This is a genomic window from Ruegeria sp. AP11 (genome assembly GCF_056535865.1).
Window position 1 is genome coordinate 1466539 of the sequence record NZ_JBQFJB010000001.1, and the last position, 26234, is coordinate 1492772.

Below are 26234 nucleotides of genomic sequence, written 5' to 3' on the forward strand. Positions count from 1 at the left end.
CATGAAAAAAGTAGAGAGAAAACTGTCGCTTGCGACCAGCCTCGTTGCCGGCAGCCTGGCAATGGCTGCGCCAGCCTTCGCCGAGGGCGAGGTGGTGTTTGCATCCTGGGGCGGGTCCTTTCAGGACGCATTGCGCAGCGCCATGCTGGAACCTGCCGCCGGCGCGCTGAATGTCACGGTCAAGGAAGATACCACAAACGGTATTCAGGACGTGCGCGCACAGATCACAGCGGGTGCCGTCGCCTGGGATGTGACCGAGCAGGACTTGCCCTCGTGTGAAACACTCAGCCGTGAGGGCAGCCTTGAGCCGATTGATTACTCGATTGTCGACACAACGGGCATCCCCGAAGAGCTGATCCACGAAAACTATATCGGCTTCATCAACTTCACCAAGGTGATTGCGTATCGCAAGGATGCCTTTGGCGACAATGGTCCGTCCAACTGGGCAGAGTTTTGGGATCTGGAAAACTTCCCAGGCAAGCGCGGCATGCACGGCAAGGTGAACTACAACCTTGAGGCCGCCCTTATGGCCGACGGTGTGCCGATGGCCGATATCTACGACACATTGGCCACGGACGAAGGCAAAGCGCGCGCCTGGGCCAAACTGGGAGAGATCGCACCAGAGGTCACCGTTTGGTATCGTGGCGGGTCGCAGTCCGCGCAGCTGCTGCGTGATGGAGAGGTGGACGTGATCCACATGGGCCATAACCGCGTGGAAAGCGTGATCGCATCCGGCATTGAAGTCGCCTATGCCTTCGATGGAGGGACGATGGATGTCGACTGTCTGCTGGTGCCCAAAGGTGCCCCGAACAAAGACAACGCCATGCGCCTGATCAATGAGCTGCTGAGTGCCGAAGCGCAGGCACGGCTGGCGGTCACGATGCCGCTGGGCCCGGTGAACACCGGTGCGTTTGACACTGGTATTATCTCGGGAGAAATGGCGGTTAAGGTCAACACCCATCCCGACAACTACGGCAAGCAGCTTCTGGTCGATCCGAACTTCTACATCGGCCAGCTGGGTGAGTTGACTGAAGAGTTCGACACTCTGATCCAGCAATAATCCATCTGGGCGCAGCGCATTTGGCACTGCGCCCACTTTTCAAGTCAGGAGCTAGCATGTCCTCTGCCACCCAATCCCTTCCCATCGACATATCCAGCCTGTGCAAAGCCTACGGATCAGTCAAAGCGCTCGATGATGTATCGCTGAATATCGCTGCAGGCGAATTTCTGACACTGCTTGGGCCGTCGGGCTCCGGCAAAACGACGCTCCTGATGGCGCTGGCCGGATTTGTGCGTCCTGATGGCGGGTCGATTCGGTTTGGCGAACGCGAAATGATTGCAACGCCGCCGCACAAACGCGGCCTTGGCATGGTTTTTCAAAGCTATGCGTTGTTTCCATTCATGACGGTGGCTGAAAACGTAGCCTATCCGTTGAAAATCCGCGGAGTTTCCAAAAGCGATCAAAAGACCCGCGCCGAGCGTGCGCTGGATACCGTACAGCTGGGCGGCTATGGGGATCGGCGCATCACCCAATTGTCCGGCGGCCAAAGACAGCGTGTGGCTCTGGCCCGCGCCATGGTTTTCGAGCCGCAGATCATCCTGATGGATGAACCCCTGTCCGCGCTCGACAAAAAGCTGCGCGAGCACATGCAGATTGAATTGAAGGCGCTCCATCAAAAATTGGATGCAACCATTGTCTATGTAACCCATGACCAGCGCGAAGCCCTGACGATGTCGGATCGCATTGCGGTGGTCAATCATGGGCGGATCGAGCAGGTCGAGACCCCTGAGCGGCTGTATCGCCAGCCTCACAGCTTCTTTGTGGCGGATTTTATCGGTGAATCCATTTCGGCGCCGGTGAACGTGGCCAATAATACGGCGCATCTTGGCGAACGCGTGCTGAAATCCGATTTGCCTATTGCTCCGGGGAGCGGCGGCCATCGCCTGGTGATCCGGCCTGAGCTGCTGGAGGTCACCTCAGGTGCTGTGCCTGAAACAGCCAATGATTTGTCCGGCCGGGTCGACGCCATCATTTATCAAGGCGACAGCGTGCTGGTTATCGTTCAGCACGACAGCGCAGGCCAGATCAATGTGCGCGTCCCTGCCAATCGCGCGGGCCAGACGGGTCTGCCTTCCAAGGGAGAGAAAATTGGCCTGGCCCTGCATCCCGAAGACACGATCATCGTACCGGAGAATGTATCATGAGCATCGCCGAGTCCTTTGGGGCCGCTCAGACGCTTCGGAACGCAAGCACGCTCAAATCCGAAGAGCGCCGTGAACGCCTGACGTTTTTGGGGCTTTCGATGCCCGCGGTTCTCGCAATTCTGATTGTCGTGTTTCTGCCGATTTTCTGGCTGTCTTCGCTCTCATTTTACAATGCGGCGGGTGAGTTGAGCACGGAAAACTATGCGCGTATCTTTGAAAGTGCTTTGTATCGGCGGACCTTTGTTGTCACCTTTCAGATCAGCATCGCCGTGACGGTGATTTGTGTCCTGCTCGGATATCCGCTGTGTTACTGGCTGACCAGGATGCCGAACAGAACGGCTGCCATTTTAATGGTTTTCGTGCTGGTCCCGTTCTGGACGTCGGTTCTGGTGCGGACCTACGCCTGGCTGGTGCTGTTGCAGCGCAATGGCATCATCAATTCGTCGCTGATGTCGCTTGGCATCATCGAGGAACCGCTGCAACTGGCGCACAACCTCACGGGATCAATCATTGGCATGGTACATATCATGCTGCCGTTTCTGGTTTTGCCGCTTTACGCCACCATGCGCAACATCGACACCGACCTGGTTCGGGCCGCCGTTGGGCTTGGCTCCAGCCCGCGCGGCGCATTCTGGCGGGTGTTTTTCCCGATGTCCTTGCCGGGCCTTTTTGCCGGCATCGTGCTGGTCTTCATCCTGTCACTTGGGTTCTTCGTCACACCTGCTTTGCTGGGCGGTGGCCGGGTGCAGATGCTGGCGCAGCGGATCGAAAGCACGATCACAGTCTATTCCAATTGGGGGGCTGCATCCGCCCTGGGCGTTGTCCTGTTGCTGCTGGCACTGGCGATGATCTGGCTGATGAACCGTGTGTTCGGTCTCGACAAACTCTTCATGCGCTAAGGATCTGAGAATGGAACAAGTCGGACAACGTAAAATTGACGGTCTGTGGCTGACGGTGGTCGGTATCGCGGTGCTGTTCTTTCTGATCCTGCCCACGCTGATCGTGATCCCGATGTCGTTTTCGGGGGCCTCATTTCTGGAGTTCCCGCCGACGTCGTTCTCGTTCCGCTGGTACACGGCCTATTTCACCTCTGCGGAATGGATGAGCGCCACGAAGACCTCTCTGATCGCGGCAGTGTTGACCACGGCGATCGCGACGCCTTTAGGCTCTCTTTGTGCCTATGGGCTGCATTGCTCCACCCCACGGATCAGGAACACTGCGCAGATCCTCGTGATCATGCCCATTGTCGTGCCGGTGATCCTGATCGCCGTCGGCGTGTTCAGCCTTTATGCCAAGCTGGGGCTCAATTACACACTGACCGGTATTGTGATCGCCCATACCGCGCTGGCCCTGCCGTTTGTAATCGTGACCGTGATGTCGGGCTTGCAGAACTATGACTTCGATCAGGAACTGGCGGCGCGCAGCCTGGGTGCGTCCCGAGCTTACGCGCTGTGGACAATAACAGTACCCCAAGTCAAATTCTCGATCCAGACCGGGGCCTTTCTGGCCTTCATCACATCGCTGGATGAGGTGGTGATTTCGATGCTGGTCTCGGGCGGGGAAAATGCCACAATTACCCGCCGCATGTTCAATTCACTGCGCGATCAGCTTGATCCGACCATTGCCGCGATTTCCACCTGCCTGATTTTCGTATCAATCACGGCGCTCATCGGCGTTCAGTTGATTGGCCGCAACAAGAATGCTGACAAATGATGGGCTCTTTATATCACACCAATCTCGGCCCGGATCTGGCGGGCGGCATCAAGCACCGCAGCGCGATAGCCTTCGACAGCGGTTTCATTGAAGCGAACGCGCAGACCCGACAGGCTGACGGCACCCAGCAGCTCGCCCTCAGGCCCAAGAACCGGAACAGACAACCCGGCAACGTCCGGATCACGTTCACCAAGGCTGAGATAATACCCGGCCTTGCGGATGCTGCTGGCCTTTTTGCCATGCCCGATGGAATAGGCATCCAGCACCCGGCCCGACGAGCCAGTGCTCAGCGGAATTATCTCGCCCTCCTGGATATGATCCCGCGCAAGCCTGGGCGAATTGACACGGTAGAGGCAAACGCCGGAGTTGCCGCGTTGCACGTAAAACGACGCGCTTTCCCCCGTCGCATTCACCAGGTTCGCCAGCACCGGGCGCACAATAGGCCCCATGCGCAGATTCTGGCGAAATACGGATCCAAGACGCCACAAAGACGGCCCCAGATGAAACAGCCCTTCGGCGTCGCGCGTGATATGGCCAAATTTCTCAAGCGAGACGCTCAGACGCAGGATTGTCGCTTTGTTGACACCACTGCGGTCCGCGACCTCTTTCAGAGAAAGCCCCGCATCTCCGGGCTCAAAGCTGTCCAGAACACGCAATGCACGTTCAACCGCTTCGACACCACCATTCGTGTCGGGGGTTCGGGGCTTGTCGGGCATGGGCAGACCTTTCGACGCAAATCCGTCACTTTTTATAGCTGGTTTGAACGCAATTGGAAATCGCAAATAATGAAGGCATCTGGCAATGCATAGCGCGCAGAAACAAATGATAACAACTGGTTATGCTGGCCTGCCATTTGGCGAGATTTCGCAATGCGATGCAGGATCTGTCGGGCTTTTGGGTGTTCCAAGCGAAGTCGATAGCGGGCCACGTTCCGGCGCCTCCTTGGCACCGGATGCGCTGCGCAAGATGACCGGACAGCTTGGAACTAGCCTGCCTGTAAATGGTCGGGATCTGGGTAATCTGGACCTGTCGGGCGATTGGTCCGGCGTATTGAAACAGCTTGTGGCGCAAATGGTGGATCGCGGCATTGTGCCCGTCGTTCTGGGTGGCGCGTCTGATGTCGCCTCTGCTGTACTGGGGGCCTTGCCTGATCTGCCGGTTGTCGCGGCCATGCCACTGGCTCGGCGTGATCTTACAGAACGACCATCAAACACGATTTGGGTGGGTTTGAATGGCGGGCAACCTGCCGATGTTTGGGATCAGATCGCTCAGCGCACGATGGATTGGCGTACCGCCCGGTGGTTGGATGAAGGGCACGCAGACTTTTCTGACACGCCCGAGCGCGCTGTTCTCTGGATCGACATATCGGTCGTTGATCTGGGGCATGCAGCCGGTGCTATCGGCCTTAACCCAGGCGGAATGAAACCCGAAACCTTGGTTTCTGTCATTGGGGCAATGTCCTGCCGCTGGCAGGCGATTGTGATCACTGGCCTTGCGCCTGCCCGCGACACGCGTGGCATGTCGGAATTGGCGGCCATTGAAACCCTGAACGCGGCTTTGCGTCATGGGTGATGCGGCGCAAATACAGTTTGACGGGATCCCCAGTTTTCTGGGCATGCCTGTTGGCGATCTGGAAGACCTCGTGCCTGGGCAAGTCGCGGTAGCAGGATATTTTTGTGACAATCTCGACCGACCAGCAGCAGAGCAACGCTACCTCGCAAGGCAATTACGATACGCCTCCCAACCCGGAAAGGCCCCCGCGAATGCCATTGACCTAGGGGACGTGAATGTATTTCCGCTTGAGCCGGATAAGCATTTTTCTGCAGTTGTCTCGCAATGCGAGGCGGTTCTGAAAACCGGCGCGCGGATGGTGCTGGTTGGCGGAGATTCCAGCGGACTGAAGGCGCTTGGAATCGCGACACAAAAAGTCACAGGTGCTGATGTTCCTGTCATTCAGGTCACAGGGGGCGTTGCAGGCCAATTGTCTCACGCTCAACCGGTCATCCTTTCTGTGGATTTACAAGAGCTTGCGGGCAAATGGGTGTCGCACCCACGTCGCCTGACCGGGATGTCACCTGCACAGATGATCGCGCAAATTGACACTACCCCAGGCAATGTCACCGCCGCAGCAGTTTTCGGACTTGCCCCGGCATTAGACGATCGTGGCAGAACGGAATCCTGCGCCGCGCTGGCGATCTTGCAGGCAGTGACTGAGCGTCTAGAGAAAGGAGCTGGCTGATGCCTTTACGATCGGCCCCATTGCCGCGCATGGCAGGGCAACTGTCGTTTATGCGCGCACAAACCAAAGCAATTGAAGATGTCAGGCCCGGTGATCTGGCAGTGCTGGGCGTCCCGTTTGAAGACACCAGCGCGCCGCATGCCGGGCAGTCCCTGGCGCCGCGTGCGTTGCGCGAAACCTCGGTCTATTTCGGTTGGCACGCAAACCCACAATTCAGTCACCCGGTAGATGTCGATGCACGTCAGGACATCAGTACCGACGGTCTGCACGAGCGGCTCTGTGACCTCGGAGATATAGCGGCAGGATCTGAGGACGCGATCCACGCGGCATTGAAGGCCGCGACGCGTCAGATCAGCCGCAATGGTGCCTGCGCCATAATATTGGGTGGGTCAGATTGCCTGTCCAAGACAGTGCAGAGCGAGCTGCCTGAGTGTCAGACTGTGCAGCTTGGCGGTACGCCAGATGATGCGCGCGACTTTCATGTATCGCCCCTGCCAAACGGGGGTGGCACGACCTGCAGCCAAAACACTGCCGCGCAGCTTGCCGCGTTTTCCAGGTGGCGGGATGTATCAAAGCCGCTGTTTGTGCAGTTTGATCTGTCCGTGTTTGAAACATCGCTCAGCGCGCTTTGTGATCGGCCCCGTTTGGGAGGCTGCGACCTTGATACAGTGGTGCAATGGCTCAGCGCCCTGGGACAGCACGAGGTCAGTGCCATCATGTTGACCGGTCTGAACCCGAGCAGGCCCGGAATGGGTGTGGTGAAGGTTGGCCAACGACTGATGGTCACGGCTCTTTTGGCATTCATCTATGCGCGCCTCGGTTTTGGGATTGACCGACCGGTGCGCCCAATTCCCAAGGAAAATGTACTGACATGACTGCAGCTAATACCACATTTCACCCGCCTCTGTCACAACCGGGATATCGGCTGTTTGATGGGCCTTTGCGCGACGTGGCCGAGGTCGGTCCCGATAAGATCGGCGTGGTCGGCATGCCGAGCGACTGGACACATTCCAGCCGCCTTGGCACAAGGTTCGGCCCCGAAGCATTGCGCAGGGCGACAAGTCTTCTGCAATCTTTGCGTCCGCAGGGAGCCAGCTTTGATCCCGATACAAGCCGCCGTACTGTGCCTGCAACCGATTGGCTGATCGATTGCGGCGACGCAGAGATCACAGCGCAGGACGTTGACGCAACAACCGAAGCCATCGCTGCAATGACCGAAACGCTGACCGTTGCAGGGGCAATCCCACTGGCACTGGGTGGTGATCACTATAACAGCTTCCCGGCCTGTCTGGGCTATTCCCGTGGGCTGACCAAACGTTCGCCAAACGCGCGCTTCGGATATATCCAAATCGATGGTCATCTCGATTTCTCCGACCGGCTGGGGGCGTGGGGCAGCCACAACCATGCAACCAACGCGCGCCGGATTTCCGAACTGCCCAACATCGATGTCTCCAATATGGTCTGGATCGGCATCACGGGCTGGGTCGATGGCGGCGATCTCGCGCTCATTGAAGAGCAGGGCGGACGGGTATTTTCATCTGGCGAGGTGCAAAAACTCGGCGCGGCCGAGGTGATGCGTCAGGCCCTTGCGCATGCCATGCAGGGGTGCGACGAGCTATATCTGTCGATTGACATTGATGCGATGGACGCCGGCTACCTTCCCGGCACGGGTTCCATCGTGCACAGCGGCATTACACCGCGTCAGTACTACGACCTGCTGGATGGATTGGCCGAGGCCCCCTTGGGCGGGTTGGATATTGTCGAGGTCTCACCTCCGCTTGATCCTTCAGAACGCACGGAGTTCCTGGCGGCGGAAATGCTGTTCCGGGTCCTGCGGCGCTTCCGCACGCGACCGGTGTAAGAGCTATGATGAAATATATCGGAACCCGGCAATTGGGTGGGCTATCACATGCAGGACAGATCCTTGCCCCGGCAACCCGGCCCTGGATCACGGATCTTGCAGCGCTTTGCCCCTACGAGGGTCTGCAACCCGGTAACCTCCCGGAATTTGAACGTGACCCGGATTGGGACAACTGGGCGCTCACTGACAGCCCCAAAGACCCGACCAAACGCCTGAACTGGCATGTGTTTCAACAGGGAGGCACCCGGTATCTGGTGGCCGACCGGATGCTAATGAGCCGCGTTAGCTGGCAGGATCTGGACGATGCCGGGTATGTCTATGGCACAGAGGTGTCCATCGATGGCACTACGTTTCGATGCCGGTTGCTGACCGGTGGTGATACGCCCCGAAATGACCCCTATCAGGGTGCGACTGGGCCCAATGAATGGGATGCGTTGGTGGGCGGTGCCGCCGTGTCAAACGCGCCCCAACCGGACCCAGCCAATGGTGCAGCCCCGCTTCGCCCGGATCACCTGACCTCACCTCATAACCGTTTGTGGAATTGGTTCGGGGCGGTCAGCTGGACCGCCGAACCTGTCGCCAACCGTGCCGATGGGCGGGTATGCCGGGGCTATCACGGCCCGACCTATTTTTATGTGAACACTGTAGACCACCGGCATGAAGATATCGGGTGGCGACCAGTTCTTGAGGAAGTACTATGACCGCAGATCCCTTTTCCAACTATATCGCCGGAACATGGGCCGCTGGCAGTGGTGCAGTTCCAAACATCAACCCATCTGACCTGAACGACACAATCGGGGATTATGCGCAGGCCAGTGCCGCGCAGACTGCCGATGCGATCGAGGCCGCGGCTGCCGCTTTTCCGAAATGGCGCGCAACATCGCCACTGGTCCGGTTCGAAGTGCTGGACCGGATCGGGTCGGAAATCCTCGCCCGTGTGGACGAGCTGGGCGACATGCTGGCCCGCGAAGAGGGCAAAACCCTACCTGAGGCCAAGGCCGAAGCACATCGCGCCGGGCATTTGTTCAAATACTTCGCGGCCGAAGCCTATCGTGCCACCGGCGACGCTTACCAATCACTGCGCGAAGGTGTGTCGCTTAAGGTTCTGCGCGAACCCATTGGCGTCGTGGGCGTAATCACGCCCTGGAATTTCCCGCTGGCGATCCCGGCATGGAAAATTGCGCCCGCTCTGGCCTATGGCAATACGGTCGTGTTCAAACCTGCCGAACTGGTGCCCGGTTCTGCGTGGATGTTGTCCGACATCATTGCCCGTGCGGGGCTGCCCGAGGGTGTGTTCAACCTTGTGATGGGCAAAGGCCGTGAGGTCGGGGAGGCAATCGTGTTACACCCCAAGGTTTCCGGGGTCACGTTCACCGGCTCCACACCAGTCGGTCGCAATATGGGGGCTGCGCTGTTCGCCCGCGGGGCAAAAATGCAGCTTGAAATGGGGGGCAAGAACCCGCTGGTTGTGCTGGATGACGCGGATCTGGATCTGGCAGTTCACTGCGCCATACAGGGCAGTTTCTTCTCAACTGGCCAACGCTGCACAGCGTCTTCGCGGCTGATTGTTGAAGACGGAATTCATGATCAATTTGTCAGCGCGATGACCGCGGCGATGAAAAAGCTTCGGATCGGGGATGCGCGTGCGCCTGACACCGATATTGGCCCGGTTGCGAGCGCCGACCAATTGCGGATTGACCTTGATTATATTGCGAGAGGGCAGGCCGAAGGCGCGGAGCTCATCAGCGGTGACCAAATTACTCTGAACACGCCGGGGCACTATTTGGAGCCAGCCTTGTTCGTGGGGGCCGAGCCGCAAATGGATATCTCTCGGCATGAAATTTTCGGGCCAATCGCCGCTGTGTTGCGCGTGCCGGACTATGAGGCCGCCCTTGCCAGCGCCAACGACTGTGAGTTCGGCCTGTCAGCGGGCATCATCTCGCGGGATGCGGCCAAGATCGACCATTTCTCGCAGAACGCCGAGGCAGGCATGGTACAAGTCAATCTTCCCACGGCAGGCATGGATTTTCACGCGCCATTCACGGGCCGAAAAGGATCATCCTATGGCGCGCCGGAAAAAGGCAGCTATTGCCGCGAGTTTTTCACAGTAGCCAAGGTTGTACACGAGGGGCGCGGACAATGACGCAGGCACCTTTGAAGGGCATTCGCATTCTTGATCTGACCAATGTGCTGGCCGGTCCGTTCTGCTGTCATCAGCTGGCCCATATGGGGGCCGACGTGATCAAGGTCGAAACCCCGGGCACCGGTGATCTTGCGCGCCAGCTGGGGGCTGATCCCGCGCGCAACGCCGACCTTATGGGCGTTTCCTTTCTGGCGCAAAATCCGGGCAAACGGTCGATCACCTTGAACCTGAAATCGGCATCCGGAAAACGCATCCTGAAGGAGCTGGTGCAAAAGGCCGATGCCCTAGTCGAAAACTTCCGCCCCGGGGTGATGGCGCGCTTGAACCTTGACTATGAGACGCTCCGTCAGGAAAACCCGCGCCTTGTTTATTGTGCGATCTCCGGATTCGGCCAAGATGGCCCGCTGGCGAAACTGCCCGCTTATGACCAGATCGTGCAGGGGATGAGCGGCGTGATGTCGATCACCGGCGATGCCGACACCGCGCCCTACCGGGTGGGCTACCCGATGGCCGACACCATCGGAGGGATGACGGCCGCCTTCGCCGTCGCCGCTGCGCTTGCTAACAAGGCCGAAGACCGCGGCACGTTCATTGACGTCTCGATGCTCGAGGCCGTCATTGCGACAATGGGCTGGGTGGTGTCAAACCATCTGATCGCCGGGAAGGCACCCACTCCAAACGGCAACGATAATTTCACCGCCAGCCCATCCGGCACCTTCAGAACCGCCGATGGCGTGATGAATATCGCCGCCAACAAGCAAGAACAGTTCGAGGCCCTGTGCGGGATCCTCGACAACCCGGCCCTTGCGCAGGACCCACGCTTTGCCGACCGAAAGAACCGACTGGCCAATCGGCCCGCCCTGACCGCCGAACTGGAAGCGGCCTTTGCCACGGCCCCCACCCATGAGTGGGTCGACAAGCTGACAGCACAGGGCGTTCCCGCAGGGCCTGTCTGGTCGGTGCCTGAGGCGTTGACGCATCCGCAGCTTGCCGATCGGGGCCTGCTGCAAACCCACCGTATAGGATCTGAGGATCTGCAACTGGTCGGGATCGGCGCCAAGCTTGATGGCACGGCCCCTGGTGTCGATTCGCCGCCCCCGACCTTGGGTGCACATACAGCCGATATCCTGAGCGAACTTGGCTATAACAATGCCCAGATCTCGGACCTGAAAAAGGAAGACGCGATATGACGGCCCCCTCAGAACGCAAAGAGGTCGATGACATGCGCCACTGGTGGCGCACCGCAATCATCGACATGGCTCCAGGGCGGATCGCCTTTCGCGGCCACCCGATCCAGGACCTTATAGGTTCTGTTAGCTTTGCTCAGATGATCTGGCTCATGGTGCGGGGCGATATGCCCACGCCAGAACAGGCGGCGCTTTTCGAATGTGCGCTGGTGGCGGGCGTGGATCATGGTCCGCAAGCGCCTTCGATTGCCGCCGCCCGTATGGCCGCGACCTGCGGGCTGGGGCTCAACAACGTCATGGCAACCGGGGTCAATATGCTGGGTGACGTGCATGGCGGCGCCGGTGAACAATGCGCAGAACTTTATTTCGACATCGCCAAACGGATCGATGACGGCGCTGAACATGAAAGTGCCGTCCGCGACGGTATCGCCGCCTGGCGTGAGGAAAATGGCAAAATTGTCTCGGGCTTTGGCCACCGCTTCCACAAGCCCGTCGATCCCCGCGCACCAAGGTTGATGGCGTTGGTACGCGAGGCCGCGAAGTCCGGTACGGTGGATGGGCGGTTTGCCGACATTGGCGAGGCTATTCAGGCGGAAATCGGACGCAAGCGCGGCACTGAGATCGCAATGAATATCGATGGGGCCACGGCTGTTATCTTTTGCGAGCTGGGCTTTCCGCCCCCACTCTCTCGTGGTCTGTTCTGTCTCTCCCGCTCGGTAGGCGTCTTGTCTCATGGCTGGGAACAGATGCAGCAGGGCGGCCGGAACAAAGGGCCAATGCCACCGCGCTATCTGCCGGAATACATTGGTGTTAAATCGGAGAGCTAAACCGACGAAACCTCTTAAGGCCGGAGCTATCGTTTGCGGCTGCATCAGCGGCATCTATTTCAAAACACTGGAAAAATATGACGCAATTGAGGTTATGGCCTGTGCCAGACTCGCACCGCAGATCGAGGGGTATTTGTCAGATATCAAAAGTCGCGCAATCCCGATGAACATCGATGGCGCGACCGCCGCAGTTTACGTCGAGCTTGGCTTTAAAGCCTCACTCGCGAGTGGACTGTTCTGCCTTTCTAGGTCAGTGGGCATCCTGGCACACGCCTGGGAGCAGACCCAACAAGGCGGTCGTAACAAAGGTCCATTACCTAAAGATCGTCTTTGGACATATCTCACCCCAAGTGAGAAATGATACGAATTTCACACTTGTTCTGACGTCAGCGAAGAGCAATCAAGCGGCCATTGGTGCAAGCGCCGCGAACTTGCACTTTGTCCGGATAGTGTTGAAAAAGTCGACGTTGGAACTGCCGATGAGCGATGGCAAAAGCCGCTTGGGATGTTCCTCTCAGCCTGTTGGTTCTGGTTGCGGGGCTAGTTTTGCGAGTTTCCTTAGGTTTTGAGCTGTGGCTGCGAGTTGGAACTGCTCATATGCACCTTTGGGTCCTCGAAGTCGCATCATCGGCACGCCGATGTATCGCTTCAGGTGGGCAAACAGCATCTCGACTTTCCGTCTTTGAATGAACGAGGTCATGTAGGCGTCTGTTTTTCGGATATCGCGGGCGGCGTCGCGTGCTGCTTCGTGGACGGAGCGAAGCACGTTTCGAGCTGGCTGTTTTGGACAGCAATTTGCCTTCAATGGGCATGCGTCGCAGTCGTGCTTTGACGCTCGATATTTGATGAACCCGTCTTTGCCGCCGTTCGGCTTTCGCGGTTTGGAGAAGTTCCGGCGATATGTTCGCAGCTCCTTGTTGCCAGGGCATGAGTAGCTGTCGGTCGCGGGGTCGTAGATGAAGTCTTCGCGTGAGAATGTGCCGTCCGTCCGTTTGGATTTATCCCAGACCGGGATGTGCGGGGCGATGCCGCGTTCTTCGACCAGCCAGCCCAGCATCTCTGCCGATCCGTAGCCTGTATCGCCAACCAACTTGTCTGGCGTCATGTCAAAGCGATCCGTGATGCGGTCGATCATCCGTCGCGCGGCAAAGGCCTCCGCGGTTCGGATCGGTACGGATGGTTCCACATCCACGATGACTGCATTGTCCAAATCCACCATGTAGTTGGTGGAATATGCAAAGAATGCGGCCCCTCCATCGGCGCCTGTCCAGCGCGCCGCAGGGTCCACCGGCGAGATGTATTTGGGGACGACTTTGGTGGACGCGCCGAATGCGGCGTCATCCAGCGTTTCGAGATATTCCTCAACCACGCGGGTGGTCAGTTCGGGGGGCAGACCTTCCTTGCTTTCAATCCCGCGTGTCTGGTTGGCATTCGCCGGGATCAGGCTGGCATCGACACCAAAACTCTCGCCGCCAACCAAACCCTCATCAATACAGCGTCTCAGAACGGTTTCGAAGAGATGTCGGAACAAACCGCTCTCCCGGAAACGCCCATGCCGGTTCTTCGAGAAAGTTGAATGGTCAGGCACCGGGTCAGTCAGGTCGAGCCTGCAAAACCATCTGTACGCCAGATTGACATGCACCTCTTCGCAAAGGCGGCGCTCGGACCTGATGCCTTGGCAGTAGCCCAACAACAGCATCCGGATCATCAACTCAGGGTCAATCGAAGGACGACCATGCGCGCTATAAGACGGTGCCAGAAGCGGTCGAACGTCTGACAGGTCAAGGAAACGATCAATGCCGCGTAGAGAGTGATCGGCAGGAACAAACTCGTCAATCGAGAACTCATAAAACAGCGCACCCTGCGCCACCTGCCTCGGTCCCATCATTGCTAAGTCCTCCACTCTCAAAACGAGTGAATCAGCGCCAGACCAACCAATCAACCGACTTTTTCAACACTATCTCCGCATTGCAGACCTTGATGTGGCGTGCGGCGAAGGTCCGCTGAGCGGAGAGGCTGTGTGGAAACGGGCTAGGTTCGTGCAGCTTTCCCCGGGGTTGGGTGTTGGAGCGTATTTTTTCGATTTGTCCTCTTTGATCTTTCAGATTTGGCCAGAGTGCCGTTTCTGAGGCCATCGGGACGATTTAGCTTCTTCGGGATGCTGTTTTTTGGCCAAGGAGGCGCCTTTTAGGCTTTCATCGCGGCAACCAAAGCCGGGATGCCGATGATCTTCATGACACGGGTCAAGTTGTAGGCAAGAACGTGCAGGGCCATCTCCGTGGCAACGTTTTTCAACCGTCTCATCTTGAAGTGTGTAGCTCCCATCCACGATTTTATCGTGCCGTAGGGGTGCTCGACGGTCATGCTGCGAACAGCCAGTTGGGTGGGGTCCTGGTCCAGCCGATGCTGTACGCGTTCCAGCACGTCTTCATGTTCCCACCTGCGAATGCGGCGCTGTTTGCTAGTGGTGCACTTGTCCTTGATGACACAGCTTTCGCAATTGCTCGACCAGTAGACCCTGATAGCTTTGCCGTCCTGTGGCCCCGTGAACCGGTAGCTCAGTTGCTCGCCAGCGGGGCAGATATAAACGTCGTTCTCCGCATCATAGGCAAAGTCGGCTTTGTCGAACTGGCCCCGGGCTCCGGCATTCGAGGTTTGAGGCTTGGGAACGACGACAGAGATACCGGCTTCTTCGCAAGCAAGGATTTCCTCGCTCTTGTAATACCCCTTGTCGGCTATGGCCTCGATCCGATCCAAGGCCATCGCATCGCGCGCAGCCGCCGCCATCATCGACAAGGCATCCCTGTCATATCCATGCATGGTGACTTCATGCGCGACGATCAGGTGGTTCTCGGCTTCAACCGCCGTCTGTACGTTGTAGCCAACGACGCGGGGCATGCGGGGCGTTGTGGCCATGGATCGCGCGTCAGGATCGCTCAGAGACACCTGCGTTTCGCCGGTTTCATCCATGCGTCTCTCGATTGATCTGTAGCGCGCCGCTTCCTTTTGCAGATGTTCCAGCTTTCTCAGCGTGCGTTCCATTCGTGCCGCGGGCAACACGGTGCCGGTCTGTTCAAACACCTCGTCCGCGCGATCCAGTTCACCCAGATAGCGCTCAATGGCCTTGTCGATCTCACCCAGCTTCTGGCGCAGCTTGCCGCGCGTGTAGTTCTTGGCCTTGGCATTCACCGCCTTGAACCGGCTGCCATCGATGGCGACCAGGTTTCCATCCAGCAGATTGATGTCACGGCATAGAGCGACGAACTGTTGGCATACCTTGCGGATCGCCGGACCGTTATCCTTGCGGAAGTCGGCAATCGTCTTGAAGTCGGGCTTCAATCGGCCCGTCAGCCAAATGAGTTCCAGGTTGCGGCCGCACTCCCGCTCTAGCCGCCGCGAAGACTGAATTTGGTTCAAGTATCCGTAGAGATAGACCCGCAGCATAAGTCCAGGATGATAACCAGGCCGACCGGTCGCGGCTGGTGAGGTTTGGAAACCCAAATCCGCCAAGCTGAGCATATCGATGAATGCATCAATCGCTCGGACGGCGCTGTCTTCGTCAACATAATCGTCCAGACATTCGGGCAACAACATCGCCTGATGTCGATCCACGCCTTCGATAAACTGCCCCATGGAATGCCTCCACATCCAATGCCGAAAGCATACCATCTCTCCGGCAACAGCGGGAGTTTTCACACAGCCTCCGGACAAAGCTGACCTACGTACAGTTTTGGTGCATGGCTGCTCTCAGAGACTTCATTGAAAACACTTTTTTGCTAACACAGAAAAAAATGACGCCAGATGCCCATTTCGCCCGGCGCCCAAGCCAAATTATCAGTCGGAAATATTCTCCACATCTCCAAGCATCCAGCCAGTTTCCATCCAGCCCGGCGTCGGGCTGTAAAGACGGAAGAGCAGGAAGTAGCTTTCTGTCGTCGGGATCCAGTTGCTTTCTTTGCCCTCCGGCGCTTCGGGGCCGAAATAGATGTCATAAGAACCATCATCATTGACCTGCATCGTGTCTTCATTTCGCGACGACAAACCGACAGGATCAACATTGCGGATAAAGCTCTTCGTCTCCATTGAGTAAACAATGACTGACCACAGGTTGTCCGCAGGCGTATCCGCAGGAACGTTCAGCTTGTAGGTCTTGTTATGGTCGTACATCTCGCCGTCGCTGTCGCGCAGACCCGTAAGGTAGAAGGTTCCGCCACCCAGTTGTTTGGGCAGGTATGTGATCCAGAAATAGGTACCACCAGCCCGGTCATCGACCAAAACCTCGGTGTCTGTCTCATACGGGAAACCTGCCTGTGGTTGCCCTTCTGCAAAATCCCAGACCAACCACTGGTTCTTGAGCGAGCCATCCTCGTTCTTCCACAACGGGATAGTTGCAAGGCCAGGCTCGACAAAATACCGCTGCATAGAGGCATAGGCCAGAACCAAACCTTCGTTCATCGCCTTCATCTGACGCTCCGTCGGCTCGAACGGCTTGCCCTTTTCGATGCCCAGATCCTTCAGGAAATTGATCATGATCTTGTCCTGCGGACGGATCGGGTTGTTCTGAACATAGTCGTTCAGATCCTGAAAGTAGGTCTCGTTGTAATAGGGCAGTGAGTCATAAGGCACTTCAGATGCCTCGTGATAAGTAGTCGGAGGCGGGTTGTCGGCCTCGGACAGGTAGTAGATTTTGATGGTCTGGGCATATTCCGCCGCATCAAGATCCGTGGCCCCGTTGTAAAGGCGTGGACGAAAGGAGAAGCCGGATTCAAAGGTGTCCGTCTCAAACGGGAAGTAGCCAGCAGCTTCCAGCTCTTCCAAGGACTTCTCGTTATATCCCGGGGGCAGCAGCAAGTATTTGCCGCCCTTACCCTTGTCGAACCCATCTGGCCCAACATCAGCAATAGGCTGATCCCATGCATTTACGATAGACCCGAAATAGTCGACCTTGTCGTTGGCTGCAGGAACCTCGATCACCAGCGGACCGGGCGCGGACGTCATTGAAGCCCATGAATAGGCCGTCACGTCGTTGGCGGTTAAGAAACCATGTCTGGAATCAAATGGTTTGTTCAAATAGACAACATCATTGTAATCGCCGCCGAGGTCGCGCCTGATCCCTTTCAGGAAGTCAATCATACCCGCCGCTGGCATTCCCCAAAGGGCAGTCTGCGTCGCACGCTGAACCATGATCTGATATTCGATATCTTCGACCTGTGCAGATCTCGCAAGAATATCACCTGTATCATCAAATGTCTGTTGAGCGTTGACACTCGGGACCACGGCGCCAGAGCCCAGTAGACCGGCAAGGGCCGCAGAACGTACAAAGGTTTTTATTGGCTTGAACACGGTTGTGTCTCCTCAGATTAGGGGGCGCAGAACCCCAAAAGAATTGGGTATCACCGGCATTCCTTTCCGATAGGGATTGCCAGGTGGATTCTCATATTGTCGAATTAGTTTTCGAACACCTCGAGCAAAATCTTACCACCAGCCCCCGTCGGGGCCTTGATCCCCAGATATGCAGCAATGGTAGGGGCAAGATCGACGGTTTCGACGCGGCGAACCACACGCTGAGCTTCGATGTTTGGGCCAGAAACGATGATGGGCACATAAGAGTCATACGGCCAGGGCGCACCGTGCGAGCCGGCGACAATCAGTCCATCCAGATCGGCAACGAACCAGTGCGGTTCAAAAACGATATAGATATCGCCGGACCGATCAGGGTGGAAATTCGCCTCGACCGCCCGGTTTACAAGTGTATCGCCGACCAGTCCGTTGCGCAGTTCGGTTGCGCCGACAGCAAAGGCAATCCCTCGGATCTTTACCAGCTCTTCGGCAACAGCACGCTCAACTTCCAGCTCATTCAACCCGCGCTCTCTGATCAGTTCCTTGTTCAGGTACAGATAAGGCTGTGAGAAGTTTGCGATCAGTTCCTTGGAAACACCAAATTGTTCCTTCAGCCGGTTAAAGCCCGGTTCTCTATCAATTGCGTTAAAATCGAAATACTCCGCTTCAATCCCGATTTCGGCCAAGGAACCCGGAGTTTCCGACGCGCCGTGATCCGCAGACAAAACGATCAGCACATTATCCAGACCAATCGTCTCATCAACATAGGTCAGGAAAGCGCCCAGTTCCTTGTCGAGATGTTTCAGATTGTCCTCGGATTCAAGGCTGGAGGGGCCAAAGATATGGCCCACGTAATCCGTCGAAGACAGGCTGACTGCCAGATAGTCGGGCACATCATCCTGACCGATGTCTTCCGCTTCGATCAGGGCCTTGGCAAAGTCCAACGTCAGCGCGTCCCCCGCTGGGCTGATTGTCAGCAATGTTGTGTAATAATCTCCGTCAGCCGGTCCAAACGAATGGGGGAAAACACGGCCGAACTCGCCCATGATGGTTTCCCATTCCTGATTGTCCCGGTTCGCAAAGAGATAGTTTTCTTCTGGCAACAGCAGGTTCCAGTCGCGGAACTCATAAGAGCGGACCTTCCCGGAATCGTTCCACTCTTCGACCCAATCAGGATAATCTTCCCGGTAGTAGGTGGAGGTTACAAAGCCATAGTCAGATTTCGAAAACCAATAGGCCTGCCCCGCATGCCCTGCCATCGAAATCGCGCCGCGGTCCTTGACCGACACACCAAAGATCTTGGCCTCTGGCCCGTAATGCAGCGCGATTTCGTCGCTGATGGTCGAGGTAATAATCGAGCGCGGCGACCGGCCATCGGTGGTGGCTGCACGTTGCGTCGGGTCGATCTCGCTGTCCTTGTCAACGCCACTGGCACCAACAAGCGGGTAATCGGCATCCTGCACGTTATAGAATTGCTGCCCGGTCACCCGATCAAACCAAAGATTGGCCACCATACCATGCACCGAGGGGTCCGCCCCGGTTGCGAGTGTCGTGTGGCCGACGATGGTTTCCGTGTTCGCGTGGCGATGATGGGCATCTGCATAGTGAACGCCCTCGTTAATCAGCCGAAAGAAGCCATCTTCGCCCATACCCTTGCTGTAGCGTTGAATCAGATCACCGCGAAGCTGGTCAACCGTAAGCTGAAGTATGAGCTTGGGCGCCTCCTGTGCAAGAGCAGGTGCCGTAATGGTCATCGAAAGAGTTATTAACCAGAACCGCAACATGACTTTTCCTCCTGATGGTTCACGCGCGCTACGTTGCGCAGTTAAAGTTCGCCCACCTTGTAGTTGATAGCGCATTCATGCTGAATGCGAGTGTCATTTCACGACAGGTTTCGCAGGAGCTCGATTTGTCACTGCCGCCCATGATCGCCGCCAAAGCTCTTGGCCCCATGCCAGACTTTGTTCTGGAGCAATTTGGCGCGCGCACTCTTGGAAAGGCCCTTGCTGCCTCTGCCCTTACCCAAGAGTTAATTGATCACAAGAAGGGCTATCTGCCGGAAATGTCCTTCGCGAACTTTGTTGCCAGGATCTGTCAGGAAGTTGGCGGCAAGAATGTTGGTCTGATGTGGGCACCCAACCTAACCGTTCGGGACTATGGCTTATGGGGCGAATACGTCCTCTCGGCACCGACTTTAGGACAAGCATTACAACGGGCAGGTTCGATAATGCCGCTGCACTCTTCTGCCGACCGAACCACACTTCGGTATAATGGAAACCTTGCTTGCTATGGGTACAGGTTTGGTCTGCGCCAGCATCACGTGTATCCAGAGATTGCTTATTCAGCACTTGGTTCCATGCTCAGCATCTTTCGCCACTATCTTGGGCGTAAGTGGACTCCGAGTGCAATCAAATGCGATTTTCCGAAACCGAGAGTTGCCGATGATGCAGAAATCACATTCGGCTGCCAGGTGAGCTGGAACACAGGACGTCTGGAAATCTGCTTCCCAAAAGTTGACATGGCGACATCTTCAGGGCCGTGTCCGGGGAAACCGATCACAGTTTACGATCTACATCGCGAAATCGCACCAATTGCGCCTAAAAGCTACGCGGACGTTGTCATTGCCGTTTTGAGGCAGCATCTCGATTCCCAAAAAGTGTCGCTGGACCGCACGGCACTGGCGCTCGACATAGGACCTCGCACTCTACAACGCCGGCTGCTTGCCGAGGGGGAGAGCTTTCGGTCGGTGGTGAACCGAGCCAAAGTTGACCGAGCGAAAGAAATACTGGCTACCAAACAGTTCACCGTTCAAGAAGCCGCCTTTGAGCTCGGGTACGAAAACCCTCAGAATTTTTCCCGTGCTTTCAAAAATCAAACCGGCATCACGCCGAGTCAGTATTCGAGGGTCAAGGGAAACTGAGCCAGCTTAGAGAAGAAAAATCTGTTCATTTCTTCTCAGCTATAAAGCGCAAAAGGATGTTCGCGGGTCGTTTCATCAGCTCTATCTAACCACTGCCAGACATGCTGCCCGAAGCCGGCTATTCAGCAATTCCTGCCATTTGTGCAAATTGCAGCATCTGTCGTACTAGGCTCTTTCGAGCTCTTCGCTGCATTCTACATGAAGTTCCGGTTTATCCGCATACGCACCCAGCAAAGAAATCGCAGACGTGTGGTGAATTGCTGCAGAACGAATCTAAGATTCCCACTGCAGACCCTCGAACCACGCCAACATTTGCAGTTAGATCAAAGCGAATGTCCGGCGCTGCGGTGGCTATCTCTCGCGTCTAGCTCTCGGTCAACCGCTTCTCGGCGTCTTTCGCTAGTTTCCAGCTGGTCTCTAACCCCGCCTGCAGCGTCGCGTAATTCTGCTCCTCGCGCAGCAAGTCGGCCAATGTGGTGACGGACGTGAGATGTGATTTCATCAATAGCGCCACGCAATGCGCCAAGCCATTCACCTTGCTTTCGATCCTGCTGGTCGAGCGCTTCTCCAAGGCGTGCAATTCCTTGGCTGAACTCTCGCAGGCCGTCACCAACCGCTCGACGGATGCGAGCAATTCGCGTTCCAATGCTGTCAGGGTCTGTGTCATCTAGGGTTCCTTGATCTCGATACAGATGACCGGCGTCCCGGCCATGGTGCAGGTCTTCAATTCGGTCCGGTCGGGGTCCAGCGTCACCCATGTCTGCCCAGCCTGTTCGATCCGTGTCAGGCCAAGCCTCGTCATCTCCGAGCGCGTGATCAAACCCGTCCAAAACCAACTCGCGATCAGCACTGTCGCGATCCAGGATGAGACCATCACCACGATCACCCAGGGTGAGATCGTCAACCAGCGCCTGATCGTCTCGCTCCGCCTCTCCAACTCGCTCCTGCTGTCGCTCAGAAAGAACCTGATATCGGTCTCGATTGTATGCAGCGCGCTGGTCGCAATGCTGCTGAAATCGCTCCTGAAGCTCTCCAGTTGAGATGCCATCAAGGCGGCGTGGTCGCTGCGTACTGTCTCCAGGTCCGCGTTCAATTTCTCGGCGAGGCGGTTCGGCTTGCCAGTCGTCATGGAAAATCTCTCCTTTCAAACGCCAGCGCTCGCCGGTGTCAGGGTCTTTGGCGGTGATGTAATTCTTGCTGGCACGGGGGATATCAAAGCCTGCATCGGCCAAAGCATCGATCATGCTGGCGCGGTCGGTGATGGTGCCGACGCTGATCTGATCGAGGATCCAATCGTGCAGCGCTTCGCGACCTTGCGCGCGCGTCGGCGCTTCAATCGTCGCCCTCACTTCGCGAGTGCGATCTGGCTCCAAAGGGTCTGCCCAACCGTGCGTCTTGTTCATCAAATCACGCAGGCTGGAAAAGGCGTTTTCATGGCCTGGCGGTGCGATGTTCAACGCCTTGCCCGTGCTCAGCTCAAGGCGTGGCGTGCAGAAGTGCAGCTCGACATTGCCTTCATGCGAGTGGCGCACCCAGAGACAATCGTATTGATCCCTGTCCAGCCCAGCAAAGGCCAGAGCCTCAAATAGCTCAATGGCCTCTTGCTGGGCGGCGGGACTGGGATCGTCGCTGTCGGCAAAGCTGATCACACCTGCCGTGTAGCTCCATTTGTTGGAGCTCGCATCGATAAGGTCGCGGGTTTGGTCGGGGTTACCGTGCAGCACCTCAGGCAACGGGTCGCGGATCTTGGTTTGCGGTTTACTGGTGTCGTCGCGGATGAGGTGGCGGTTCTCGTCATAGGCAAGAACTTCACGCGCTGTCAGGTAGTCGACGGGTGCGGCTCCGCCGCCTGTGCCGGTGGAAAAGAACGAGATGATCATTCGCCACCGCCCGTGTGTGCCGCCACGATCTGCGCCATCTGCCGTTCGATGGCCACTAGCTGCACCGCGACCTTGAGCGCGTCGATCTGGCTCGCGCGGCCGGATTTGACCGCGCCGTTGATCCAGCGGGAGAGCTGATTGAGGTTGCCGCCGACGCGGGCAATCGCAAAAGTCAGCTTCGGGTCAACTCGCGGGACGGGCTTGCGCCGACGTGCCTCGGTTAGCCCCAAGGCCTCACGCATCAGCGTGGCATTGGGCAGGCCAGCCGCGCGCGCCTTGGCCACAAGCGCTGCCTTTTCCGACGGTGTGCATCGAAAGATCACGCTCTCGGAAAGGCCCTCTTTGACGCCGCTTGCGTGCGTCTGGTTGGGGTTTGAAGGGGAGGCTTGCCGCCCCTCACAAGACCCGCCGATGTAATCGGTGGGTAACCTTGCTCTCTGCTCTTTGTGGGGGTCTGTCGCACTCATGCTCTGAGCCCCGCCGCTTCGATTTCAGCTGAGCTGACTAGGTTCGCGGCTAGCAAAGCGGTCACTTGGCCGGGTGTTATGTGGCGGCAAAGGGGATGCTTGTCCGTGACCCAGTCGGCCAAACCTTTCAGCAATTCCACCTCTTTGGCTTTGCCCGCTTCTCGCGCCTCCTCAACCTCCTGAAGGTATTTCAACCAACGGCCAGAGGAGAACCAATTGTCGGAGAAGCACACCTTGGAGCGGGTGAAGCCTTCGCTCTCGGTCGCATAGGTCCGCACGGCGTCCTCGAGGTCTTTGGCGTCCACTCCGTCGGCCAGCGCTTGGCGGATCTGCGAGTTACAAACCGCTTTGCCGCGAACGCGATCCTCGGGATAGGCGGACAAAATCTTTTCTGAAACCTCATCCTCCACCGCTACCTTCGCGTGCGAAGGATTTGGTTTTTGATATGGTTTATATCTGTTCTTATAGGATTTGCCCTCTGGGGCAGATGGCTTGCCCTCAGGGGCAAATGCATCATTTTCCCTTTCGGTCGGATCGATTTGCCCATTTGGGCAAATGGAGTTGCCCAGGGCATACCAACAGGTCCGGTCATAGCGATCATCGCTGAAATTGCCCTTGATGATCAGCTCTGCACTGACCAGCTTTTCGAGCGCTGTTCGGATCTGCTTTTCGCTCAGATAGGGGAACAACTCACTAAAGGCCGAGATCGAATTGTAAGTCCAATACCGCCCGTCTCGATGGTTGCGGCGATTGGCTTGGTTCTTCTCGATCCAGAAGGTGATGTTCTGGAAAATCACCGCCGCGTTCAGGCCAACACGTCCCGCGATTTCGGGATCAAAGCTATGGCGGCTCATGATTGGCCCCCGAAATACGCACAAACGTGCGAATTTTGTACAGGTTTTGTACGAGAAATCGGTCGTTTCAGTCGATTACGGCCCGAAAGCTGACGGGACTTTTTGCAGTCTTCCGCACAACGTCCTGTAAATAAGCCATATTTTTCAGGTGGTTTTGGCGACCCCGGCAGGATTCGAACCTGCAACCTGCCCCTTAGGAGGGGGCTGCTCTATCCAGTTGAGCCACGGGGCCGCGCGTCGATTTCTGTAGCGGGGTTTTTTCCGATTGTCATGAGCTTTGCACAAGTGTTGAATAGATTGCCCTGTTCACGCTACCATCGGGGAAACGAACAATGCAGGTATCCCCGGTGACAACAGAAACAAAACGCCCGCTTACCCTTCGTGATGTGTCAGAAGCGTCCGGAGTGTCGGAAATGACGGTCAGCCGGGTGCTGCGCAATCGCGGGGATGTCTCGGACGCCACCAGAACCCGCGTTCTGGCCGCCGCGAAAGAGCTTGGGTATGTGCCCAACAAGATCGCTGGCGCGTTGGCGTCCAGCCGGGTGAACCTGGTGGCGGTGATCATCCCATCACTGTCGAACATGGTTTTCCCCGAGGTGCTGACCGGCATCAATCAGGTGCTTGAGGATACCGAGCTGCAGCCGGTGGTCGGCGTCACCGACTATCTTCCCGAAAAGGAAGAGAAGGTCCTGTATGAGATGCTCTCGTGGCGGCCTTCGGGCGTGATCATCGCCGGGCTGGAACATACCGAAGCGGCGCGCGCCATGCTGGATTCGGCCGGTATTCCGGTGGTCGAGATCATGGATACCGACGGCAAACCCGTCGACGCGATGGTCGGCATTTCGCATCGCCGCGCCGGGCGCGAGATGGCGCAGGCGATCCTGAAGGCAGGCTATGAGCATATCGGATTTATGGGCACCAAGATGCCGCTGGACCACCGCGCGCGAAAGCGGTTCGAAGGGTTCACCGAGGTGCTGGGCAAGCACGGGGTCGAGATCGAGGATCGCGAGTTCTATTCGGGTGGCTCGGCGCTGGCCAAGGGGCGCGAGATGACGCAGGCCATGCTGGAACGTTCGCCCGAGCTGGATTTTCTGTATTATTCCAACGATATGATCGGAGCAGGCGGACTGCTGTATCTGCTGGATCAGGGCATCGAAGTGCCGGGTCAGATTGGTCTGGCCGGGTTCAACAATGTCGAGCTGTTGCAGGGTCTGCCGCGCAAGCTGGCGACGATGGATGCGTGCCGGACCGAGATTGGACGCACTGCCGCCGAGATCATCGCGGCAAAGCTGGCCGATCCGGATTCGGAAGTCGAAACCCGTGTCACCCTGACTCCCAAGATCAACTTTGGTGACACGCTAAAACGGCGTTAGCGCCCGATGGCGCTGCAGCGTCTGGACAATCGGGCGGCGCGCGCCCTGTTCATGGATCGCCATGCGCTGCTGGAGCAGCCAGCGGGCGGTTCAAAGGGCGCGGACCTGTTGGGGCTGATCCATCGTCTGGGGTTCGTGCAGCTTGACAGTATCAACACCGTTGCCCGCGCCCATGACATGATCCTTTATGCGCGCAGGCCCAGCTATCGCGCGCGCCACCTCAAGCGGCTTTATGAGCGCGACCGCGCCCTGTTCGAACATTGGACACATGACGCCGCGGTGATCCCGATGGAATTCTATCGCCATTGGCATCTGAGGTTTCTGCGCGATGCCGACATGCTGAAAGCGCGCTGGAAGAACTGGCGGCGGGACGGGTTTGAACAGAAGTTCGAGACCGTCCTGCAACATATCCGCGACCATGGCCCGGTCGGATCCTCTGATGTGGGTAAGGACGAAAAGAAGGGGTCGGGCGGCTGGTGGGACTGGCACCCGTCCAAGACCGCGCTGGAATATCTCTGGCGGTCAGGTGCCCTGACGGTGGTGGGGCGGGACGGGTTTCAGAAACGCTATGACCTGACCGAACGGGTGATCGACGCGCATCTCTGCCCTAGCGGAGCCTGCGATGCCGATGCCACCGTGGATTGGTTGTGCAACGCGGCGCTGGACCGGCTGGGGTTTGCGACCTCCGGTGAACTGGCGGCATTCTGGGATACGGTCAGCGCGACCGAGGCGAAGACTTGGTGCGAACAGGCTCTAATACAGGGTGATATCGAGGAAATTATCGTCGACTGCGCGGACGGGCAGGAACGCAAGGTCTTTGCCCGTCCCGGTCTCTGCGCTGAAGCGGCAGCATTGGATGCCGCCCCCGGACGGATCAGGGTGCTCAGCCCGTTTGATCCGATGCTGCGCGACCGGAACCGGGCCGAGCGGCTTTTTGGGTTTCATTACCGGATCGAGGTCTTCGTGCCTGAACCCAAACGCATCTATGGGTATTACGTGTTCCCGTTGCTGGAAGGTGACCGGCTGATCGGTCGCATCGACATGAAGGCGCAGCGCGACAAGGGCGTGCTGCAGGTCCGGGCCCTGTGGCCCGAGCGCAAGCTGCGGTGGTCCGATGCCCGCACCAGACGACTACAGGCCGAACTGGACAGGGTGCGCCGGTTTGCCGAATTGGAAAGCGTTGAATTTGCGAAAGACTGGTTAAAAGAGCCGAAATAGAGCCTGT

Annotated in this window: 24 protein-coding genes and 1 tRNA gene; 16 read left to right on the forward strand and 9 right to left on the reverse strand. The window is 57.4% G+C overall.

The window, feature by feature from the left end; genetic code table 11:
* Window position 1: 1 nt before the first annotated feature.
* The 4 genes from ACR3E4_RS07625 to ACR3E4_RS07640 are packed head-to-tail and all read left to right on the forward strand — an operon-like array spanning window position 2 to window position 3918.
* Window positions 2-1060 (forward strand): ABC transporter substrate-binding protein, encoded by a 1059-nt coding sequence (locus tag ACR3E4_RS07625; protein WP_170361253.1) that lies wholly within the window; start codon window positions 2-4, stop codon window positions 1058-1060.
* Window positions 1061-1116: 56 nt separating this feature from the next.
* Entirely contained in the window at window positions 1117-2205 is a 1089-nt protein-coding gene (locus tag ACR3E4_RS07630; RefSeq protein WP_170361251.1) for an ABC transporter ATP-binding protein, read from the forward strand.
* On the forward strand, window positions 2202-3104 hold the full coding sequence (locus ACR3E4_RS07635; protein ID WP_170361249.1) for an ABC transporter permease: 903 nt from the start codon (window positions 2202-2204) through the stop codon (window positions 3102-3104). Before ACR3E4_RS07630 ends, ACR3E4_RS07635 begins: the two co-directional genes overlap by 4 nt.
* Window positions 3105-3114: 10 nt before the next feature.
* Window positions 3115-3918 (forward strand): ABC transporter permease, encoded by an 804-nt coding sequence (locus ACR3E4_RS07640; protein ID WP_170361248.1) that lies wholly within the window; start codon window positions 3115-3117, stop codon window positions 3916-3918.
* Window positions 3919-3926: 8 nt separating this feature from the next.
* Here the strand turns inward: ACR3E4_RS07640 and ACR3E4_RS07645 are convergent, their stop codons facing one another.
* The gene (locus tag ACR3E4_RS07645; RefSeq protein ID WP_170361245.1) at window positions 3927-4634 is read right to left on the reverse strand and encodes an IclR family transcriptional regulator; all 708 of its coding nucleotides are present in this window, start codon (window positions 4632-4634) and stop codon (window positions 3927-3929) included.
* Window positions 4635-4740: 106 nt separating this feature from the next.
* Here ACR3E4_RS07645 and ACR3E4_RS07650 point away from each other — a divergent pair, with 106 nt between their 5' ends.
* Genes ACR3E4_RS07650 through ACR3E4_RS07690 form a run of 9 tightly spaced genes read left to right on the forward strand, consistent with a single transcriptional unit; the run spans window position 4741 to window position 12536 of the window.
* A complete protein-coding gene (locus ACR3E4_RS07650; protein ID WP_170361244.1) occupies window positions 4741-5490 on the forward strand; it encodes an arginase family protein in 750 nt (249 codons plus the stop codon).
* Window positions 5483-6157 (forward strand): arginase family protein, encoded by a 675-nt coding sequence (locus tag ACR3E4_RS07655; protein ID WP_170361242.1) that lies wholly within the window; start codon window positions 5483-5485, stop codon window positions 6155-6157. Before ACR3E4_RS07650 ends, ACR3E4_RS07655 begins: the two co-directional genes overlap by 8 nt.
* Window positions 6157-7032: an arginase family protein gene (locus tag ACR3E4_RS07660; RefSeq protein WP_170782105.1), complete on the forward strand. Its 876-nt coding sequence runs from the start codon at window positions 6157-6159 to the stop codon at window positions 7030-7032. Before ACR3E4_RS07655 ends, ACR3E4_RS07660 begins: the two co-directional genes overlap by 1 nt.
* The gene (locus tag ACR3E4_RS07665) at window positions 7029-8018 is read left to right on the forward strand and encodes an agmatinase family protein (protein WP_171186054.1); all 990 of its coding nucleotides are present in this window, start codon (window positions 7029-7031) and stop codon (window positions 8016-8018) included. The genes ACR3E4_RS07660 and ACR3E4_RS07665 overlap by 4 nt, the downstream gene beginning before the upstream one ends.
* An 8-nt stretch (window positions 8019-8026) precedes the next feature.
* A complete protein-coding gene (locus ACR3E4_RS07670; protein WP_170361236.1) occupies window positions 8027-8719 on the forward strand; it encodes a hypothetical protein in 693 nt (230 codons plus the stop codon).
* Complete coding sequence (locus ACR3E4_RS07675; RefSeq protein WP_170361234.1) at window positions 8716-10161, forward strand: aldehyde dehydrogenase family protein; 1446 nt, start codon at window positions 8716-8718, stop codon at window positions 10159-10161. The genes ACR3E4_RS07670 and ACR3E4_RS07675 overlap by 4 nt, the downstream gene beginning before the upstream one ends.
* Window positions 10158-11351: a CaiB/BaiF CoA transferase family protein gene (locus tag ACR3E4_RS07680; protein ID WP_170361232.1), complete on the forward strand. Its 1194-nt coding sequence runs from the start codon at window positions 10158-10160 to the stop codon at window positions 11349-11351. The genes ACR3E4_RS07675 and ACR3E4_RS07680 overlap by 4 nt, the downstream gene beginning before the upstream one ends.
* Complete coding sequence (locus tag ACR3E4_RS07685) at window positions 11348-12175, forward strand: citryl-CoA lyase (protein ID WP_170361230.1); 828 nt, start codon at window positions 11348-11350, stop codon at window positions 12173-12175. Before ACR3E4_RS07680 ends, ACR3E4_RS07685 begins: the two co-directional genes overlap by 4 nt.
* The gene (locus tag ACR3E4_RS07690; RefSeq protein ID WP_437438583.1) at window positions 12156-12536 is read left to right on the forward strand and encodes a citrate/2-methylcitrate synthase; all 381 of its coding nucleotides are present in this window, start codon (window positions 12156-12158) and stop codon (window positions 12534-12536) included. Before ACR3E4_RS07685 ends, ACR3E4_RS07690 begins: the two co-directional genes overlap by 20 nt.
* A gap of 153 nt (window positions 12537-12689) precedes the next feature.
* Here ACR3E4_RS07690 and ACR3E4_RS07695 read toward each other — a convergent pair whose 3' ends face one another.
* From ACR3E4_RS07695 to ACR3E4_RS07710, 4 genes are all read right to left on the reverse strand, one after another.
* Complete coding sequence (locus ACR3E4_RS07695; protein WP_170361228.1) at window positions 12690-14063, reverse strand: transposase; 1374 nt, start codon at window positions 14061-14063, stop codon at window positions 12690-12692.
* A 299-nt stretch (window positions 14064-14362) separates the two neighbouring features.
* Window positions 14363-15808, reverse strand: coding sequence for an IS1182 family transposase (locus ACR3E4_RS07700; RefSeq protein ID WP_170361226.1), 1446 nt, complete (start codon window positions 15806-15808; stop codon window positions 14363-14365).
* A 201-nt stretch (window positions 15809-16009) separates the two neighbouring features.
* Window positions 16010-17518: a DUF1214 domain-containing protein gene (locus ACR3E4_RS07705; protein ID WP_216602361.1), complete on the reverse strand. Its 1509-nt coding sequence runs from the start codon at window positions 17516-17518 to the stop codon at window positions 16010-16012.
* A gap of 104 nt (window positions 17519-17622) precedes the next feature.
* Complete coding sequence (locus ACR3E4_RS07710) at window positions 17623-19299, reverse strand: alkaline phosphatase family protein (protein WP_170361224.1); 1677 nt, start codon at window positions 19297-19299, stop codon at window positions 17623-17625.
* A 14-nt stretch (window positions 19300-19313) separates the two neighbouring features.
* Between ACR3E4_RS07710 and ACR3E4_RS07715 the strand changes: the two genes are divergently transcribed.
* A complete protein-coding gene (locus ACR3E4_RS07715) occupies window positions 19314-20435 on the forward strand; it encodes a helix-turn-helix transcriptional regulator (RefSeq protein ID WP_170361222.1) in 1122 nt (373 codons plus the stop codon).
* Between the two features lie 323 nt (window positions 20436-20758).
* On the opposite strand, the gene ACR3E4_RS07720 is transcribed toward ACR3E4_RS07715, so the two are convergent.
* The 4 genes from ACR3E4_RS07720 to ACR3E4_RS07735 all read right to left on the reverse strand — a co-directional run bounded on the left by ACR3E4_RS07720 (window position 20759) and on the right by ACR3E4_RS07735 (window position 23868).
* Window positions 20759-22315, reverse strand: a complete 1557-nt coding sequence (locus ACR3E4_RS07720) for a relaxase family protein (protein WP_170361220.1) — start codon at window positions 22313-22315, stop codon at window positions 20759-20761.
* Window positions 22312-22782, reverse strand: a complete 471-nt coding sequence (locus ACR3E4_RS07725) for a plasmid mobilization protein (RefSeq protein ID WP_226689051.1) — start codon at window positions 22780-22782, stop codon at window positions 22312-22314. The genes ACR3E4_RS07720 and ACR3E4_RS07725 overlap by 4 nt, the downstream gene beginning before the upstream one ends.
* Window positions 22779-23636: a hypothetical protein gene (locus tag ACR3E4_RS07730; RefSeq protein ID WP_170361218.1), complete on the reverse strand. Its 858-nt coding sequence runs from the start codon at window positions 23634-23636 to the stop codon at window positions 22779-22781. Before ACR3E4_RS07730 ends, ACR3E4_RS07725 begins: the two co-directional genes overlap by 4 nt.
* Before the next feature lie 155 nt (window positions 23637-23791).
* Window positions 23792-23868 (reverse strand) — tRNA-Arg (locus ACR3E4_RS07735).
* A gap of 115 nt (window positions 23869-23983) precedes the next feature.
* On the opposite strand from ACR3E4_RS07735, the gene ACR3E4_RS07740 reads away from it, so the two are divergent.
* A complete protein-coding gene (locus tag ACR3E4_RS07740; protein ID WP_480535069.1) occupies window positions 23984-25009 on the forward strand; it encodes a LacI family DNA-binding transcriptional regulator in 1026 nt (341 codons plus the stop codon).
* Between the two features lie 6 nt (window positions 25010-25015).
* Window positions 25016-26227, forward strand: coding sequence for a winged helix-turn-helix domain-containing protein (locus tag ACR3E4_RS07745; RefSeq protein ID WP_480535068.1), 1212 nt, complete (start codon window positions 25016-25018; stop codon window positions 26225-26227).
* Window positions 26228-26234: the final 7 nt, after the last annotated feature.

Excerpts from the sequence above, each read along its gene's own strand:
- ACR3E4_RS07695 (WP_170361228.1), bottom strand. The coding sequence starts at position 14,063 with ATGATGGGACCGAGGCAGGTGGCGCAGGGTGCGCTGTTTTATGAGTTC.
- ACR3E4_RS07725 (WP_226689051.1), bottom strand. The coding sequence starts at position 22,782 with ATGAGTGCGACAGACCCCCACAAAGAGCAGAGAGCAAGGTTACCCACC.
- ACR3E4_RS07645 (WP_170361245.1), bottom strand. The coding sequence starts at position 4,634 with ATGCCCGACAAGCCCCGAACCCCCGACACGAATGGTGGTGTCGAAGCG.
- ACR3E4_RS07745 (WP_480535068.1), top strand. The coding sequence starts at position 25,016 with ATGGCGCTGCAGCGTCTGGACAATCGGGCGGCGCGCGCCCTGTTCATG.
- ACR3E4_RS07670 (WP_170361236.1), top strand. The coding sequence starts at position 8,027 with ATGAAATATATCGGAACCCGGCAATTGGGTGGGCTATCACATGCAGGA.
- ACR3E4_RS07660 (WP_170782105.1), top strand. The coding sequence starts at position 6,157 with ATGCCTTTACGATCGGCCCCATTGCCGCGCATGGCAGGGCAACTGTCG.
- ACR3E4_RS07680 (WP_170361232.1), top strand. The coding sequence starts at position 10,158 with ATGACGCAGGCACCTTTGAAGGGCATTCGCATTCTTGATCTGACCAAT.
- ACR3E4_RS07685 (WP_170361230.1), top strand. The coding sequence starts at position 11,348 with ATGACGGCCCCCTCAGAACGCAAAGAGGTCGATGACATGCGCCACTGG.
- ACR3E4_RS07710 (WP_170361224.1), bottom strand. The coding sequence starts at position 19,299 with ATGTTGCGGTTCTGGTTAATAACTCTTTCGATGACCATTACGGCACCT.
- ACR3E4_RS07630 (WP_170361251.1), top strand. The coding sequence starts at position 1,117 with ATGTCCTCTGCCACCCAATCCCTTCCCATCGACATATCCAGCCTGTGC.
- ACR3E4_RS07665 (WP_171186054.1), top strand. The coding sequence starts at position 7,029 with ATGACTGCAGCTAATACCACATTTCACCCGCCTCTGTCACAACCGGGA.
- ACR3E4_RS07635 (WP_170361249.1), top strand. The coding sequence starts at position 2,202 with ATGAGCATCGCCGAGTCCTTTGGGGCCGCTCAGACGCTTCGGAACGCA.
- ACR3E4_RS07675 (WP_170361234.1), top strand. The coding sequence starts at position 8,716 with ATGACCGCAGATCCCTTTTCCAACTATATCGCCGGAACATGGGCCGCT.
- ACR3E4_RS07655 (WP_170361242.1), top strand. The coding sequence starts at position 5,483 with ATGGGTGATGCGGCGCAAATACAGTTTGACGGGATCCCCAGTTTTCTG.
- ACR3E4_RS07700 (WP_170361226.1), bottom strand. The coding sequence starts at position 15,808 with ATGGGGCAGTTTATCGAAGGCGTGGATCGACATCAGGCGATGTTGTTG.
- ACR3E4_RS07720 (WP_170361220.1), bottom strand. The coding sequence starts at position 22,315 with ATGATCATCTCGTTCTTTTCCACCGGCACAGGCGGCGGAGCCGCACCC.
- ACR3E4_RS07715 (WP_170361222.1), top strand. The coding sequence starts at position 19,314 with ATGGTTCACGCGCGCTACGTTGCGCAGTTAAAGTTCGCCCACCTTGTA.
- ACR3E4_RS07625 (WP_170361253.1), top strand. The coding sequence starts at position 2 with ATGAAAAAAGTAGAGAGAAAACTGTCGCTTGCGACCAGCCTCGTTGCC.
- ACR3E4_RS07730 (WP_170361218.1), bottom strand. The coding sequence starts at position 23,636 with ATGAGCCGCCATAGCTTTGATCCCGAAATCGCGGGACGTGTTGGCCTG.
- ACR3E4_RS07640 (WP_170361248.1), top strand. The coding sequence starts at position 3,115 with ATGGAACAAGTCGGACAACGTAAAATTGACGGTCTGTGGCTGACGGTG.
- ACR3E4_RS07650 (WP_170361244.1), top strand. The coding sequence starts at position 4,741 with ATGATAACAACTGGTTATGCTGGCCTGCCATTTGGCGAGATTTCGCAA.